General features: G+C 69.2%; 14 protein-coding genes. 6 read left to right on the forward strand and 8 right to left on the reverse strand.

Going from position 1 to position 15,281, the window contains the following annotated elements:
- The first annotated feature begins 320 nt into the window (after positions 1 to 320).
- Entirely contained in the window at positions 321 to 662 is a 342-nt protein-coding gene (locus tag ACFWV3_RS41625; protein ID WP_030466676.1) for an Lsr2 family protein, read from the forward strand.
- Between the two features lie 110 nt (positions 663 to 772).
- Here ACFWV3_RS41625 and pabB read toward each other — a convergent pair whose 3' ends face one another.
- From pabB to ACFWV3_RS41640, 3 genes are all read right to left on the reverse strand, one after another.
- Complete coding sequence (gene pabB, locus ACFWV3_RS41630) at positions 773 to 2,758, reverse strand: aminodeoxychorismate synthase component I (protein ID WP_382419476.1); 1,986 nt, start codon at positions 2,756 to 2,758, stop codon at positions 773 to 775.
- Between the two features lie 91 nt (positions 2,759 to 2,849).
- A complete protein-coding gene (locus ACFWV3_RS41635; protein ID WP_382419477.1) occupies positions 2,850 to 3,683 on the reverse strand; it encodes a hypothetical protein in 834 nt (277 codons plus the stop codon).
- A complete protein-coding gene (locus tag ACFWV3_RS41640; RefSeq protein ID WP_382419478.1) occupies positions 3,680 to 4,177 on the reverse strand; it encodes a SigE family RNA polymerase sigma factor in 498 nt (165 codons plus the stop codon). Before ACFWV3_RS41640 ends, ACFWV3_RS41635 begins: the two co-directional genes overlap by 4 nt.
- A gap of 88 nt (positions 4,178 to 4,265) precedes the next feature.
- Between ACFWV3_RS41640 and ACFWV3_RS41645 the strand changes: the two genes are divergently transcribed.
- The 4 genes from ACFWV3_RS41645 to ACFWV3_RS41660 all read left to right on the forward strand — a co-directional run bounded on the left by ACFWV3_RS41645 (position 4,266) and on the right by ACFWV3_RS41660 (position 7,998).
- Positions 4,266 to 5,450, forward strand: a complete 1,185-nt coding sequence (locus tag ACFWV3_RS41645) for a metallophosphoesterase (RefSeq protein WP_382419479.1) — start codon at positions 4,266 to 4,268, stop codon at positions 5,448 to 5,450.
- A 107-nt stretch (positions 5,451 to 5,557) separates the two neighbouring features.
- The gene (locus ACFWV3_RS41650) at positions 5,558 to 6,724 is read left to right on the forward strand and encodes a type III PLP-dependent enzyme (RefSeq protein WP_382419480.1); all 1,167 of its coding nucleotides are present in this window, start codon (positions 5,558 to 5,560) and stop codon (positions 6,722 to 6,724) included.
- A gap of 33 nt (positions 6,725 to 6,757) precedes the next feature.
- Positions 6,758 to 7,153: an adenosylmethionine decarboxylase gene (gene speD / locus ACFWV3_RS41655; protein WP_030476957.1), complete on the forward strand. Its 396-nt coding sequence runs from the start codon at positions 6,758 to 6,760 to the stop codon at positions 7,151 to 7,153.
- A 29-nt stretch (positions 7,154 to 7,182) separates the two neighbouring features.
- Entirely contained in the window at positions 7,183 to 7,998 is an 816-nt protein-coding gene (locus tag ACFWV3_RS41660; RefSeq protein ID WP_382419488.1) for a spermidine synthase, read from the forward strand.
- Positions 7,999 to 8,070: 72 nt separating this feature from the next.
- On the opposite strand, the gene ACFWV3_RS41665 is transcribed toward ACFWV3_RS41660, so the two are convergent.
- The 5 genes from ACFWV3_RS41665 to ACFWV3_RS41685 all read right to left on the reverse strand — a co-directional run bounded on the left by ACFWV3_RS41665 (position 8,071) and on the right by ACFWV3_RS41685 (position 14,161).
- Positions 8,071 to 9,021, reverse strand: coding sequence for a hypothetical protein (locus tag ACFWV3_RS41665; RefSeq protein WP_382419481.1), 951 nt, complete (start codon positions 9,019 to 9,021; stop codon positions 8,071 to 8,073).
- A 22-nt stretch (positions 9,022 to 9,043) separates the two neighbouring features.
- Complete coding sequence (locus tag ACFWV3_RS41670) at positions 9,044 to 9,883, reverse strand: helix-turn-helix transcriptional regulator (protein ID WP_382419482.1); 840 nt, start codon at positions 9,881 to 9,883, stop codon at positions 9,044 to 9,046.
- Positions 9,884 to 9,974: 91 nt separating this feature from the next.
- Positions 9,975 to 12,026, reverse strand: coding sequence for a prolyl oligopeptidase family serine peptidase (locus ACFWV3_RS41675; RefSeq protein WP_382419483.1), 2,052 nt, complete (start codon positions 12,024 to 12,026; stop codon positions 9,975 to 9,977).
- 114 nt (positions 12,027 to 12,140) lie between these two features.
- Complete coding sequence (locus ACFWV3_RS41680) at positions 12,141 to 12,911, reverse strand: DUF1295 domain-containing protein (protein ID WP_382419484.1); 771 nt, start codon at positions 12,909 to 12,911, stop codon at positions 12,141 to 12,143.
- Positions 12,908 to 14,161: a class I SAM-dependent methyltransferase gene (locus ACFWV3_RS41685; RefSeq protein WP_382419485.1), complete on the reverse strand. Its 1,254-nt coding sequence runs from the start codon at positions 14,159 to 14,161 to the stop codon at positions 12,908 to 12,910. The genes ACFWV3_RS41680 and ACFWV3_RS41685 overlap by 4 nt, the downstream gene beginning before the upstream one ends.
- 127 nt (positions 14,162 to 14,288) lie before the next feature.
- Here ACFWV3_RS41685 and ACFWV3_RS41690 point away from each other — a divergent pair, with 127 nt between their 5' ends.
- Positions 14,289 to 14,963: a hypothetical protein gene (locus tag ACFWV3_RS41690; RefSeq protein WP_382419486.1), complete on the forward strand. Its 675-nt coding sequence runs from the start codon at positions 14,289 to 14,291 to the stop codon at positions 14,961 to 14,963.
- Positions 14,964 to 15,281 lie beyond the last annotated feature (318 nt).

Here is a 15,281-nt window from a genome sequence, read left to right on the forward strand (position 1 = left end):
CTCCTGACCTTCCCTACCCCTGGCGGGTATGCCGAGGATACCTGCACAGATGGGGGTGCGTTATGCGCAACACTGCTCCGTCAGCGGGAATGCCGAAGCGTCCAGCAAGCCCAGCAACGGTCCGATGTGAGACGACTGGTGGCTCATTTTGGACCCATAACACCCGTGCGGTTTACCGGGTAAATGACCCGACCGGGCGGTTGGGGTCACATTTTAGCCGCGAAAGGTTCGCCGTTTTTCCTCGTGTGGACTATGGTGTTGTCGGAGCACGTGGTTACGTCGAGGATCCGCGTGCTATGTGAGTACCCAACGGAGGAACAGTGGCACAGCAGACCGTCGTCCAACTCATCGACGACCTCGACGGCGGAGAAGCCGACGAGACCGTGACCTTCGCACTTGACGGTGTCGAGTACGCCATCGACCTGTCGAAGGGAAATGCGGAGCGGCTTCGCGAGTCGCTGGCGGACTTCGTCGCCAAGGCCCGTCGTGCGGGTGGCCGCAAGCAGCGCAAGGGCACCGGCAAGTCCACGGTGAAGGCCAGCGACAAGGCTGAGGCACAGCGCATTCGTGACTGGGCTCGCGCTCAGGGGCACCAGATCTCGGACCGCGGTCGCATTCCGCAGAACCTGGTTGTGCAGTTCCAGGAAGCTCACGCCTCCTGACCTGCGCGGACACGCGAGGTTTCCACACGTCGGCCGGGCCGCCGGCCGACGTGTTAACCACTCCGTTCTCCTACTTCCCGGTTCGTTCACACCTTCCCCGGAACGCGGGATCAACGTCCGGGAAAGTCCGCTCCGAACAGGCGTGACACCGCAGTGGCCTTGACCGCTGTCTCCTCGAATTCCTCGTCGGCGTCCGAGAGCGAGATGACTGCTCCGCCGACCCCGAAACTGACCTGGTCACCGTTCGCGACCAGCGTTCGGATGACGATGCTGAAGTCGGCTGCTCCGTTGAGCGAGAAGTAACCGAGCGCTCCCGAGTACACCCCGCGTGGACCGGCTTCCAACCCGTCGAGGATCTGCATGGTCCGGATCTTCGGCGCACCGGTCATCGATCCGCCGGGAAACGCGGCCCGAACACATCGCACGGCAGAACTGTCCGGTCGAAGTCGTGCCCTCACGGTGCTCACCAATTGGTGCACAGTCGCATACGTCTCGACGTCGAACAACCGCGTCACCTCGACTGAACCGACTTGTGCGCAGGTGCCGAGATCGTTGCGGACCAGGTCCACGATCATCAGGTTCTCCGCCCGGTCCTTGACCGAACGCGCCAACGTTGTGCGCAACATCTCGTCGGCCGCCTCATCGGCGCCGCGGGGACGTGTTCCCTTGATCGGCGACGACTCCACGAGTCCCTCTCGGCCCACCCGTATAAATCGTTCGGGTGACGTGCTGAGCACGGACAGGTCACCGAAACGCAGCAACGCACCGAACGGAACGGGATTTGCGGCGCGAAGCAGCCGATAAGTGTCCCACGGGTCGATCGAGGCCCGCCACGACATCATGTTCGTCAAGCACGTCTCGTACGTCTCCCCCGCCGTGATCGCTTCCTGGCACGCGCCGATCAGCTTCAGGTAGTGCGCGCGCGGATGTCGCAACGTCACACCGGTGGCGACGGGCCGGGAGGGTTCCGGCAATGGCCGCAGGCCGGCCAGAACGGCGGAAACGTCGTCGAACCACGAGTCGTTGCTCAACGACATCAAATAGACGCGTTCGTCCACGTGGTCGACGATCACCGCGCGGTCGGCGAACACGAACGAGGCATCGGGCTGGTCCGCGCGGTGGGCGAAGTCGCCGCCGCACTCGGCCTTGAGCTCGTAGCCGAGATACCCGACCCACCCGAGCGCGAAGTCGAACGGCACGTCGGGCTGTTCCACGCCCCACGCCCGGATGTCCTCGTCCAGCCACGAGAAGAAGGACGCGCACGGCGAGCTGACGCCGTCGAGCGTGAGCGTCTGATCGGGCACGGAGTACTGCGCGACGCGCGCGAGAGGCCCGGAAGCGTCCCCCAGGAACGAGTACCGCCCGCCGGAGCCGCTGTCCAACCAGAACGCGGCCTCAGAAGCCCCGTACAGCGCCGCGAACGCCTTCTCGGCATCGACTGCCAGGTCGAGCTCCCGCACGTGCACAGGGCGCTTCTGAGGCTCGGGGCGAACCAGCACGGGTTCGGGCACGGCGGCGGTCCGCGTCGGGGTCAGCGCGGCGAAGTTCGCGAGCATCTCGCGACCGAACTCGGTGCAGATCGACTCGGGGTGGAACTGCACACCCCACGCGGGCCGGTCGAGAGCGCGCACCCCCATCAGCACGGAGTCGTCGCTCCACGCGACGGCTTGCAGGGAGGACGGCAGGTCGGTGACCGCCAGCGAGTGGTAGCGCACGACGTCGAACGGCGACGGCAGCCCGGCGAACAGGTCGACGCCCGTGTGGGTGACCGGGGAGACGATCCCGTGGCGCGGCACGGGCGCGGGGCCGACGACGGCGCCGTACGACAGGCACAACCCCTGGTGGCCGAGGCACACCCCCAGCAACGGGATCTCGGCGTGGTCGATCACCGCGCGGCAGACGCCGAAGTCGGCGGGGTTGCCGGGCCGGCCGGGTCCCGGCGAGATCACCACGTTGTCGAACGACCGCAGCGCGGCCAGCCGGAAGCGCGGGTCGTCGTTGTGGACGACCACGGGCTCGACTCCGTTCACCTCCGCGAGGTGCTGGAAGAGGTTGAACGTGAACGAGTCGTAGTTGTCGATGAGCAGAGTCCGCATTGCGGGCGGCACTCTACCTGGCAAAACACCCGGGAAGAGCGCCGAGAGAGGGCGGTCACGACCGTGACCGCCCTCGTCGTCGGGACCGGGCTCAGCCGCCCACGCGGAACCGCGGGTCCGTCGCCAGCTCGGCCAACTGCTGCTCGGTGAAGACCGGCCCGTCGAGCGCCGGGTAGCCACCGCCCTCGTACGCGTCGTCCTGCGCGATCGTCACGGTCGAACCGTCCTTGGCGCGGTAGCTCGCCCACTTGTCGAACTGGTTGCGACCGCTGGGGTTGCTCTGCACGACACCGACCTGGAGTCCGCCGACGTCGTAAACCTCGCACTGCCCGCCCATGCCCCAGAAGGACTGAGCCAGCGCGCACGGGTCTTGCGGCGACTTCGGGTCGGGCGTGGACACCTGGGCGAGCAGCCAGCCCACCTGGCCGTTCTTGCGCACCGGCGTCTGGGCCGTGTACTGCCAGACCTCCGGGCTCTCCCCCCGGTCGGACGCCACCTGCCCCTGGGTCCGCTGCATCTGGCCCGAGTAGCGGGAGTCCTGGTACGGGAGCTGAGGTGCGTCGTAGCCGGCGGGAACCGCGCCCTCGAGCTCCCCGAGCAGCTTGGTCGCCCGGTCCGCCTGCGGCCCGTTCGTCGCGGTGCGGTCCGTCTGGCCGACCGGCCACTTCGGGCCCCACACCGACGACGGCAGCACGTCACCCGCGCCCGCCATGATCTTCCGCCCGAGGGCGGGGTTCATCGCGAAGGCCGACCCGACGCCGAGCCCCACCACCAGCACCGCGACGGCGGCCCCGACCAGCGACGACCGCCGCTTGGACCGGGCCCGGTGCGCCTTGTCGAGCGCGACGCCCGGATCCATCGGGGGTGGCGGGCTGCTCGCCACCACCACGTCCTGAAAAGCGTTCTTGAGGTCGTGTTCGTTCATCGAACCCTCTCCTGCTGTGAGAGCAGGCCGCGCAGCGTCTGCAGCCCCCGCGCGGCCTGGCTCTTGACTGTTCCTTCCGAACACCTGAGGACGGCGGCCGTCTGCTCGACGGACATGTCCTCCCAGTACCGCAGGACGAGGCACGCGCGTTGCTTCGGAGGCACCTTCGCCAGCGCCTCCAGCAGCACCATCCGCTCCTCCGGGTGGACCCCTGGCGCGGCGACCGGCTCGGCGAGGTCGTCGCTCGCCGACTCGAACCGGAACCACCCGCGCCGCCGCTCGGACAGGAACGTCCGCACCAGGACCTGCCTGGTGTAGGCGTCGAGAGACTCGTGCCGCTGGATCCTCCGCCACGCCAGGTACAGCTTGGTGAAGGCCTGCTGCACGAGGTCCTCCGCGCGATGCCAGTCGCCGCACAGCAGGTACGCCGTGCCGCGCATGACGTCGGAACGGGCCGCGAAGTACTCCTGGAACGCGGCGTCCCGATCACTCATCAGGTATCCCCCTTCTGCGGTGCCGGGTTAGTCACGCCGCGAGGGACCTGACAGGTTGCACGCCCTTTTCGAAACGCATACTGGTGTCGTGATTTTCTTTTTGCTCCTCGGTGTCCCGGTCGCGTTGGGCCATCTGTACCTGTGGCGGCGGTTGGTCGTGGACACCACGCGCCCGCGCACGCTCGGCAGGCGCGTCGGCGGGCTCGCGATCATCGCCGCGTTCCTGGTGCTGATGGGCGCCCTGGTCGTCTCGCGCAGCGTCTCGCCGGAGCAGGCGAAGTTCATCGCCTGGCCGGGGTTCGTGTGGCTCGCCGTGCTCTTCTACCTGGCGATCGCGCTCGGCATCGCGGAGATCCCGCGCCGGATCCTGCTCCGGCGGGCGGCGGCGGCCCCGGTGCCCGTCGGCGCCGGTCCCGGCCCCGTCGAGCCGGTCGAGGTCGTGCCCGACCCGTCGCGGCGGCTGTTCATCGCGCGGTCGGTGGCGATCGGCTCGGGCATCGCGGCGGGCGGCGTGGTCGGCTACGGCATGACGCAGGCGCTGGGCGCCCCGAAGCTGCTGAACGTGCCCGTGACGCTCGACAGGCTGCAGACGTCGTTGTCGGGCTTCCGGATCGCGGTCGTGAGCGACATCCACCTCGGTCCGCTGCTGGGGCGTTCGCACACCGAGCGGATCGTGCGGATGATCAACGAGCAGGAGGCCGACCTCGTCGCGATCGTCGGCGACCTGGTGGACGGCACCGTCGCGGAGCTGGGCGAGGCCGCGTCCCCGTTGCGGGACCTGGTGTCCAAGAACGGCAGCTTCTTCGTGACGGGCAACCACGAGTACTTCTCCGGCCACGAGCAGTGGATCGCGGAACTGGACAAGCTCGGCGTGAACCCGTTGCGCAACGAGGGCCTGACCGTCGCCGGCGGCATCGAGCTCGTCGGCGTGAACGACGTCACCGGCGAGTCGTACGGCGACGGGCCGGACTTCGACCGCGCGTTCGCGGGCAGGAACAAGAGCAACCCCGTTGTCCTGCTGGCGCACCAGCCCGTGCAGGTGGCCGACGCGTCTTCACACGGCGTCGACCTCCAGTTGTCCGGTCATACACACGGCGGACAGATGGTGCCGTTCAACTTCGTCGTGCCGCTGCAGCAACCCAGCGTCGCGGGGCTGTCGAAGGTGGACGACACGTGGCTGTACGTCAGTCGTGGCGCGGGTTTCTGGGGTCCGCCGGTGCGCGTGGGCGCGCCCCCGGACATCACGATGATCGAGCTGCGATCTGCCGGTTAAATCACACTCGGCCCACGGGATTGCGCACTTGCGGTCTCGAGGCCGTAGAGTGGACGGCCGTGCCCGCGTGCGGAACGCGCGGCGGATGAAGGGGGACCCCTGGGGAAATGACCGAGAGCTTCGCCGTCGACCGGCGCAACGAGGCAGAGGCTCGTATTCGGCGTTTCCTGGACCAGGAGAACCCGTCGACACCGTGTCTGGTGATCGACCTCAAGACGATTCGCGCGCGCTACCAGGCGATTCACGCCGCCATGCCGTCCGTCGACATCTACTACGCCGTCAAGTCGAACCCCGAGTCCGACGTGGTCGCCGCGCTGGTCGACGAGGGTGCGCACTTCGACGTGGCATCGCCCGCGGAGATCGACCTGTGCCTGGCCCGCGGCGCGGCGCCGTCGGCGATCTCCTACAGCAACCCCATCAAGAAGGCTGCGGACATCGCGTACGCCTTCTCGCGCGGCGTGCGGATGTTCGTGTCGGACAGCGAGCAGGACGTGCGGTTCGTCGCCGAGCACGCGCCCGGTTCGTCCGTGCTGGTGCGGATTCTTGTCCACGGCAAGGGTTCCACGTACCCGTTCGGCAACAAGTTCGGCTGTGATCCGGAGATGGCGACGGATCTCTTGCGGCTGGCGCACGAGCTGGGACTGGTTCCTCTCGGCGTCGCGTTCCACGCGGGCTCGCAACAGCTGTCCGTGGAGGGCTGGGACTCCGGCATCGCGGACGCGGCGCTGATCGCCGCCAAGCTGCGCGCCGAGGGCATCGAGACCACGACGGTGAACCTGGGTGGCGGGCTTCCCGCCGTGTACCAGGCTTCCACGCCGTCACTGGAGGCTTTCTCCTCTGCCATCGAGGCTTCGGTCGCGCGACACTTCGGTGCTGTGCGTCCTCGGGTGATGATCGAGCCCGGCCGGGCGATCTCGGCGGAGGCCGGGATGATCCGCTCGTCCGTCGTGCTCGTGTCGCGGAAGTCCTATTCGGACGAACGCCGCTGGGTCTACGTCGACATCGGCCGCTACCAGGGACTCGCCGAGACCGAGGGCGAGGCGATCGCGTACCGGTTGCGGACCTCGCGCGACGGCGGCGAGACGGGCCCGATCGTACTGGCCGGTCCGACCTGCGACGCGGACGACGTGATCTACCAGCACACGCGCTACGACCTGCCGCTCGACCTGCAGGCGGGCGACCACGTGGACATCCTCCACGCCGGCGCCTACACCTCCTCCTACTCGTCCGTGTGCTTCAACGGCTTTCCGCCGTTGGCCACGTACTGCATCTGAGTCCGTTGCAATTCACATAGTTTGGAGTGATTGATGTCCGAAGCGCCCTGTCAGACCGAGGAGACCGTCGGTTTGTTCGCGGGACAGCACGTACTTGCAGAGCTCTCGGGTGTGAGTGCCGATCTGCTCGATGACGAGCAGTTCCTGAAGCACGCCCTTGGTGAGGTTCTCACGCAGGCCGACGCAACCGTGCTGGAGGTGATCTCCAAGAAGTTCGATCCCCAAGGAGTCACCGTGCTGGCCCTGCTGTCGGAATCCCATGCGTCGATCCACACCTATCCCGAAGTGGGGTCGGTGTTCGTCGACGTGTTCACCTGCGGTACTCGTGCGAAACCCGCGCTCGCCGTCCAGCTACTCGCTGACGCCCTGGGCGCCGCTCACGTGAGCACGGACCTCGTCACTCGTGGCGTCAAGGAGCATGTCGCGTGAACACGATCAACGAGCCGCTCGCCGAGGGCATGACCCGCCACTGGCGAGTGGACGAGGTGCTGGTCGACACCAAGACCGACTTCCAGCACCTGGTGATCGCCCGCACGGCCCAGGGCCTGTCGTTGTTCTGCGACGACGACCGCCAGTCGACGGAGTTCAGCCAGCTGACCTACCACGAGGCCCTGATGGTGCCGGCGCTGCTGCTGGCCGACACCGTCGAGCGCGTGCTGGTCATCGGCTCCTCCGAGGGTGTCGTGTGCCAGATGGCCGTGCAGCACGGCGCGTCGGTCGTCGACCACATCGACATCGACGAGCAGGCCGTGAAGCTGTGCGCGGAGCACCTGCCGTACGGCTACACGCTCGAGGAGCTGGCTCTCGCCGAGAAGGGCGAGGGTCCGATCCGCGTGCAGTACATCGACGGGTTCGAGTACATCCGCACGACGTCGGAGAAGTACGACATCGTGCTGGTGGACCTGCCCGACGAGCGCGAGGAGGAGGCGCAGCACAACCGCTTGTACGGCGCCGACTTCCTGCGCATGTGCAAGGCGCTGCTGCGTCCGGGTGGTGTCGTCGTGAACCAGTCCGGCTGCCAGACGATGTGGCGCAACACCACGCTGATCCGCTCCTGGCAGCGGTTCAACGAGGTGTTCGACACCGTCGCCTACTACGGCTCCGACGAGCACGAGTGGGCGTACCTGTTCGGCCGCGCGGACGTCGTCGAGGACCCGACCGCGGTGATGGTCGAGCGGTTGAAGACGGCCGGGTACCAGCCGGAGTCGATCGACGACCTGGCGTTGCTGGGCAACAGCATCCCGCCCTACCGGGTGCGTCAGTCGCTGGCCTGACCCGAGCTCGCACGTCGAGGGGCGCTTCCCGCGGGAGGCGCCCCTCTGCGCGTTCATTCCACAGCGGACCGGCTACCGGCGCAGCTCCGCGACCATCAGGGTCGGGTCGTCGCCTGTCAGGTTCGCGCCGTTGGTGACGTAGGCCCGGCTCCCCCGCACGACCACGGCCGTGGTGCCCTGCATGCCGTCCGCGGCGTCCAGCAGGGTCTCGTGCGTGCCGTCCGCCGCCACCCGCACGAGCTCGCTGGACTGGTTGACCGCGGCGAGGACCTCGTCACCCCGGCCGGTGAAGTCGAAGTCGTCGACGCCCTCCAGACCCGTGGCCCGGACCTCGGCAGGCCCGGAGCGGCCACCACGGGTCTCCGGGATCCGGACGAGGGTGCCCCGGTCGGAGTTGCTCGCCCACACGGCGCCGTCGTGGACCTTGAGGCCGTTGGCCCCGAAGAAACCACTGGGTGCGAGCGCCGGGTCCGCCGACCACACGGAGGCACGTCCACCACGCAGCGGCGCCTGCCAGATGCGCCCACCGGTGGAGTCGGTGACCAGGAACCGGTCGCCGTCGACGACGAGCGCGTTCGGGAAGGTGTCGGCGGGCAGCGGCACGACGAGCCGGGGCCCTCCCGACCGGAGCACCTCCCAGATCCCGGTCAGGCCGCCCCGCCCGGAGGAGTACAGGAAGTACAGGCCGTCGCCCGCCCTGGCGACCCCGGTGACCACGGGCGTGCCGACGACCGGGGTGGTTCCCCCACCGCCGGGCGGCAGCGGCATGGTGACGAGGACATGGACGGTCCCGTTCCTCGCTACTCGCACCACCTGACGGGCGGGGATCATGCCGACGACCACGCTCCCGCCGGGTTCGAGGGCGATGCTCTCGGCAGCCTGGCCGGCAGCCCGGTCGAAGTGCGCGAGCACGCGCACGTCGCCGAGCCGGGTGCCGTCGTGCGTCGGGGCGGCGACTGCCGCAGGAGAGGTGATGAGCAGGGCGACAAGGCCCAGCACGGCCGTGGGCCGGCGGGGTGACATGGTTTCTTCTCCCTCTGCCGGACTAGCCGGCGAACGACTCCTGACCGAGCACGGCCAGCAGCTGCAGCTGCGACACCGCGGCGCTGCCCGGCGCGGCCGAGTACACGATCAGACGGTGGTCCTGCCGGTCGGTCGCCAGGACGTCGAAGTCCAGCTCGAGGAGACCGACGGCGGGGTGCAGGAAACGTTTGCGGTCGCTGCGGCGGACCGCCACGTCGTGGCAGCCCCAGAGCGCGGCGAACTCGGCGCTCTCCGCCCGCAGCGCCCCGACCAGCTCGGTCGCGGCGCGGTCGGCCGGGCGGACCGCGAGGGTCGCCCTCAGGTCGTCGACCAGCGCACGGCTCTCGTGGTGGTGGTCCTCCTGCGGGTACCGCCCGCGCATGGCCGGGTCGGTGAACCACCGGTACGTGCAGCTGCGGGCGAGGCCGCGCCACAGCCGCTGCTCCCCCAGCAGGGCGTCCGCCATCGGGTTCTGCACGAGCACGACGTTCAGGTCGGTGGCGATCAGCGCGGGCAGGCCCCGCAGGCCGTCCAGCAGCCGCAGGAGACCGCGGCCGACGTGCTCGTCGGCACCGAGGCGCGGAGGGGCGTGGTGGCCGGCGAGGCGGAACAGATGGTCGCGCTCGTCGACCGTCAGCCGCAGCGCGCGGCCCAGGGCCGTGAGCATCGCGACGGATGGTCGAGGGCCCCGTCCCTGTTCGAGCCGCGCGTAGTAGTCCGGTGACATCCCGGCCAGGTGGGCCACGTCGAACCGCCGGAGCCCCGGGGTGCGGCGCCGCCCTCCGGCCGGGAGACCGACGTCCTCCGGCTGGAGCAGCGCGCGACGGCGTCGCAGGAAGCCCGCCAGGTCGTTCCGGTCCATGCTCTCCAGCGTGGACCTCGACCGGCAGGCCTGCCAGGACTCGTCGATACCACCTTCCCCGCCGGGGTCGACGCCGCGGCGGGCACCGGGGTCAGGCCAGCGACTGCTTCAGGAAGTCGACCTGCAGCAGGAGCAGGTTCTCGGCGACCTGTTCCTGCGGGGTCATGTGCGTGACGCCCGAGAGCGGCAGCACCGTGTGGGGGCGTCCGGCGGCGAGCAACGCGCTGGACAGGCGCAGCGAGTGCGCCGCCACCACGTTGTCATCGGCCAGGCCGTGGATGATCATCAACGGGCGGGAGAGCTTGTCCGCGTCGGCGATGAGCGAGTTCGAGTCGTAGACCTCGGGCTTCTCGGCGGGGTCGCCCAGGTAGCGCTCGGTGTAGTGGGTGTCGTAGAGGCGCCAGTCGGTGACCGGGGCGCCCGCGATGCTCGCGTGGAACACGTCCGGGCGGCGCAGGACGGCCAACGCCGCCAGGTAGCCGCCGTAGGACCAGCCGCGGATCGCGACCCGCGTGAGGTCGAGGTCGGGCTCGATCGCCGCGGCCGCCTGCAGGGCGTCGACCTGGTCCTCCAAGGTGGCGCCGGCGAAGTCGAACGCGATCTCCCGTTCCCAGGCCAGACCGCGGCCGGGGGTGCCCCTGCCGTCGGCGACGAGGACCGCGAAGCCCTGGTCGGCCAGCCACTGCGAGGTCAGGAAGATGTTCTGGGCCGCCACGACGCGCTGCGCGTGCGGGCCGCCGTACGGGTCCATCAGCACCGGGAGCTTGGTGCCGGGCACGTGGCCGGACGGCAGCAGCAGCGCGGCGCGGATCGACCGCTCGCCCAGCGTCAGCAGCCGCGGCGACGCCGTGATCACCGGCGTCTCCGCGTACGACTCGATCACGTGGTCGCCGACGCTCGCCCTCGCACCGAACCGGTCCACAGTGGACGAGAGCAGCACAACCGTGTCACCGCCCCGGACGGCGGAGTTCACACCGTCCTCAGTGGACAGCTTCTCGACCTTCTCGCCCACCGAGTAGACGTGCGTCCTCGTCGGGTCGTCCTCCGACGCGCCGACCAGGATCGAGTCGTCGGCGATGTCGAGCACCCGGCGCACCTGCAGGCCACGGGTCAGCACGTCGTCGCCGACCTTCAGCGCGTACTCGTCGCCCTCTCCCACGATCCGCACGAGGCGGCCGTCCGGAGTCCACGCCGGAGCGCCGTCCGTGACCTCGAGCCACGTCGGGTCGGTCTCGACGACGAGCTCGGTGACCACGCCGGTCTCGGGCGCCAGCGAGTAGATCGTGCGGGTGCGCTGGTCGCGGGTCTGGGTGGTGACGAGCGGAGCGCCACCGGACGACCAGTGCACGTCGTTGAGGTAGTCGAACTCCAGCAGCACCGGCACGAAGGTGCCGTCCAGCGACACCACGTGCAGCGACACGGTGGCGTTGGGCGTTCCCGCCGACGGGTAGGCGATCTCGGTGGCGACCGTGCCGGGGTTCGCCGGGTCGGCGATGTACCAGCGCTGCACCTCGGCGTTGTTCACGCGCGCGGCGATGAGGCGCTCACCACTCGGCTCCCACCAGTAGCCGCGGTAGCGCGACATCTCCTCGGCCGCGATGAACTCGGCGAGGCCGAACGTCACGTCGTCGCCGTCCGGCTCGGCGACGGCGTAGTCGTCACCCGAGTCGAGCTCGACCACCCGCAGCGTGCCGCGGGCGACGTAGGCCACCCGCCGCCCCGTCGGGTCGACGCGCGGGTCGATGACGCCACCCTCGGTCGGCAGCTCGCGCGCACCACCGTTCACCAGGTCGACCACGAACAGCCGCCCGGACAACGCGAACGACGCCACGCGCGCGTCCGCCGACAGGGCGTAGCCGACGAGCCCGGCACCGGACTCGCGCAAGCGTTCGCGCCGTGCCTTCTCCTCCGCGGGCAGGTCCTCCGCCGAGTCGGTGAGCAGCGTCGCCGGGTCGGCGAGCAGTCTCTCGACGCCGGTGGCCGTGTTCAGCTCCCACAGCCCGTTCGCGCGGCTCGTGGCCGTCGCCGGGCGCAGGAAGAAGACACGTGCCCCGTCCGCCGACACCGAGAAGGTCCTCGGTGCGCCGACGGTGAACCGCTGGGTGCGCGCGTGTTGGCGCGGGAAGGAGATGTCGTTGCCCACCCACCAACACTAACCCGCGCGCGCCCGCCGAACGGACGCTGTGACGTGCGCGTCCTTCCACGGTTCAGCCCACCCGCGGCACACCCGAACGAGCCACCGCCGGCCGGTCCGCCGTCAGCCCACGAGCTTCTTCGGCGGCAGCGGGACGAACCCGCTCGTCCGCCGCACGTAGTCGGCGTACCCGGGCCTGCGCGACACGATGTCCTTCTCCAGCAACGGCTTGCCGGTGCCCTTCGCGAGCAGCAGCGTCATGATCACCGGGCCCACGACCGTGAGCGCGCCGAGCCACGAGTGCAACGCGAACAGGAACAGGCCCCACCACACGACGGCATCACCGAAGTAGTTGGGATGCCTCGTGTAGCGCCACAACCCGCGATCCATGACGGCGCCCTTGTTCGCCGGGTCCGCCCGGAAACGGGAGAGCTGCCAGTCACCCACGGCCTCGAAGGCGAAGCCGACCATCCACACGCCAGTGCCCACCCAATCTAGCACTCCGAACGGGGCCGAAAGGTGACCGGCGGCCTGCACCGGCAGCGACACGACCCACATGATCACGGCCTGCGTCAGATAGACCCGGTACATCCGCAGACGCGGATTTCCCTTGGCACGCCTCAAGATGTCCTGATACCGCGGATCTTCGTCCTTGGTCCGGTTGCGCAGGTGGATGTGCACGCCCAGGCGTACGCCCCAGATGATCGTCAGCGCCGCCACGAGCCACTGCCGACTTGGTTCGCCCTCCGCGAACAGCAGCGTGACCACCGCGATCACCGCGAACCCCGGCCCCCACACGGAGTCGATCAGGTCGTAGCGCTTGCGGGCGTCCGCGTACAGGAATAGGCCGCTGAGCAGCGCGACTACGACGACGAAGCTGATCAGGAAACTCATCGTGCCACCAGCTCACGACGCACGCGGGGCATGCCGCTGCGCCCGTTCTCACTCCGCCGCACGGCCAGGATCTGGTCCACGCCCATCCGTCCCTCCTCGAACGTCAACGCACCGCCCGCGAGGTACAGCCGCCACACCCGCGCCTGTCCCTCACCGACCAGAGCGACCACTTCGTCCCATCGCTCCTCCAGGGTCTCCGCCCAAGCCCGCACCGTCCACACGTAGTGCTCGCGCAACGCGTGCACATCGCGAACCTCCAGCCCGGCCGCCTCCAGGAAGCCGGTCGTCTGCGAGACCGGCCGCATGTGCATGTCCGGCGCGACGTACGACTCGATGAACGCCCCACCACCGGGCGCGTTGCGTCCACGCGACATCTGCTGCAGCAGCAGCCGTCCCTCGGGCTTCAAGAGCCGATGCAACGTGGCGGCGTACTCGGGGTAGTTGCTCTCGCCGACGTGCTCGCCCATCTCGATCGTGGAGATCGCGTCGAACGGCTCGTCGCGCACCTCGCGGTAGTCCTGCAACCGCACCTCGACCCGCCCCTGCAAGCCCTCGGCCTCGATCCGCCCGAGGATGTGCGCGCGCTGCTGAGCGGAGATCGTGACCCCGGTCGCGTGCACACCGTAGTGCTTCGCGGCGTGGATGATCATCGACCCCCACCCGCACCCGACGTCGAGCAGCCGCATCCCCGGCCGCAGGTCGAGCTTGCGGCACACGAGGTCCAGCTTGTTGTGCTGGGCCTGCTCCAGCGACTCGTCCTCCGTCGTGAAGTACGCGCACGAGTACGCCATGCTCGGGTCGAGCACGAGCTGGTAGAAGTCGTTGCTCAGGTCGTAGTGGTGCGAAATGGCGTCCCGGTCCCGGCTCTTGGTGTGCAGCGCACCGCTGAGCCGCGCCTCCTCCTTCGGCGCGTCCGGGTTGGGCCCGATCACCCTCAACCTCCAAGCGAGCCGCACGACCTCCGACACCTTCGGCCGCCGCGTCACCCCGCGACGCACGAGCCCCCAGATCTGCGAGAGACCGACCGCGAGGTCGCCCTCCACGTCGAGCTCCCCGCTCACGTACGCGCGCGCGAGCCCCAACTCGTTCGGACTCCACACGAGCCGGCGCAGTGCGTCCCGCGATCGGATGACGAGCACGGTCCCGTCCTGCGGCCCCGCGACACTTCCGTCCCACGCCCGAATTCCGATCGGCAGGGGCGAACCCAGCACCCGTTCGGCCACTCCTGCCAGCTGACCAGCGACGACCACCCTGCACCTCCCGCATGACCTGACTCCCCCCGACGTTCGGGACGAGAAGAGGTTCGGTTCGTTTCTGAACCGAGACGCAACCCCGCCCGTATGGCCTCGATAGAGCGAACGGATGGACAAGGAGGACATGAGTGTGATCCGACGTAACCGCATTGCCATCGGGCTCGCCGCGGGACTGGCAGTTGTGCTGGGTCTGGGTGTCTGGAGCGCCACGAGCGGTGGCACGAACTCCAAGCCGGTGGCACAGACCGAAACCGACCTGGGCGTCCTCGGTGACTACGGCGACGTGGGTCAGGCCCCGGTACTCCAGGAGCCCGCTGCGGCGCCCCAAACCCCTGTTCAGCAGCAGGCACCGGAAACCCCCGCAGCGCAACCCGCAGCCCAGCCCCCGGCCGCGGCCCCCGTCAGCTCCCTGAAGCTGGTCGGCAAGGCGGTCGACAAGATGGGCATGGTCGTCCAGGACGGCGACGGCCGCACGATGTACCGCTTCGACAAGGACACCCCGAAGCCGGAAGGCAAGTCGAACTGCAACGGCCAGTGCGCCACCACGTGGCCGCCGCTGCTGTCGGACACGATCCCGCAGGTCGAGGGCATCGACTCGAACCTCGTCTCGCTGATCACCCGCGCCGACGGCAAGAAGCAGGTCGCGATCGACGGCTGGGCCCTCTACGCCTACTCGCAGGACCCGAAGCCGGGTGCCTGGAAGGGCCAGGGCATCGGTGGTACCTGGTTCGTGATCCAGCCCAGCGGCAAGCGCAACGTGGAGTGCCTGCCCCCCGGCGTGACGGCCCCCGCCGCGTAACCACAGCATCCCGTTAGGACGGTCCATCTGAGACACGCAGCACCCTGACACGGTGTAACCCCGGCCCTGGGGAAGGGGCCGGGGTTCCCGTCGTTTCGCTCCAGGGACAGCCGAGGGGCGCCACCGAGGTGGCGCCCCTCCGTCGTTCGGATGAATCGCACCAGCGACGCGAAGCCGAAGGCGAGCCCAAGCGATGGCGCAGCCGAGCAGTCCTGAGCAAAGCGAGGTCGCGGTGGTGGCTCCCCCGTCTAGCGCTACAAGCACTCGCTGCACGTGAGGAGGGGTGTCAAGCGGGCACGCTTTTCGCCCGCTTGACAC

This window comes from Lentzea sp. NPDC059081 (assembly GCF_042738015.1).
Lineage (GTDB): Bacteria > Actinomycetota > Actinomycetes > Mycobacteriales > Pseudonocardiaceae > Lentzea.

What these genes read in the sequence shown, in the direction of transcription:
- ACFWV3_RS41680 (WP_382419484.1), bottom strand. Translation starts at nt 12,911, where the DNA reads ATGAGTTTCCTGATCAGCTTCGTCGTCGTAGTCGCGCTGCTCAGCGGC.
- speD (WP_030476957.1), top strand. Translation starts at nt 6,758, where the DNA reads ATGTCCGAAGCGCCCTGTCAGACCGAGGAGACCGTCGGTTTGTTCGCG.
- ACFWV3_RS41670 (WP_382419482.1), bottom strand. Translation starts at nt 9,883, where the DNA reads ATGGACCGGAACGACCTGGCGGGCTTCCTGCGACGCCGTCGCGCGCTG.
- ACFWV3_RS41690 (WP_382419486.1), top strand. Translation starts at nt 14,289, where the DNA reads ATGAGTGTGATCCGACGTAACCGCATTGCCATCGGGCTCGCCGCGGGA.
- ACFWV3_RS41635 (WP_382419477.1), bottom strand. Translation starts at nt 3,683, where the DNA reads ATGAACGAACACGACCTCAAGAACGCTTTTCAGGACGTGGTGGTGGCG.
- pabB (WP_382419476.1), bottom strand. Translation starts at nt 2,758, where the DNA reads ATGCGGACTCTGCTCATCGACAACTACGACTCGTTCACGTTCAACCTC.
- ACFWV3_RS41665 (WP_382419481.1), bottom strand. Translation starts at nt 9,021, where the DNA reads ATGTCACCCCGCCGGCCCACGGCCGTGCTGGGCCTTGTCGCCCTGCTC.
- ACFWV3_RS41660 (WP_382419488.1), top strand. Translation starts at nt 7,183, where the DNA reads ATGACCCGCCACTGGCGAGTGGACGAGGTGCTGGTCGACACCAAGACC.
- ACFWV3_RS41650 (WP_382419480.1), top strand. Translation starts at nt 5,558, where the DNA reads ATGACCGAGAGCTTCGCCGTCGACCGGCGCAACGAGGCAGAGGCTCGT.
- ACFWV3_RS41640 (WP_382419478.1), bottom strand. Translation starts at nt 4,177, where the DNA reads ATGAGTGATCGGGACGCCGCGTTCCAGGAGTACTTCGCGGCCCGTTCC.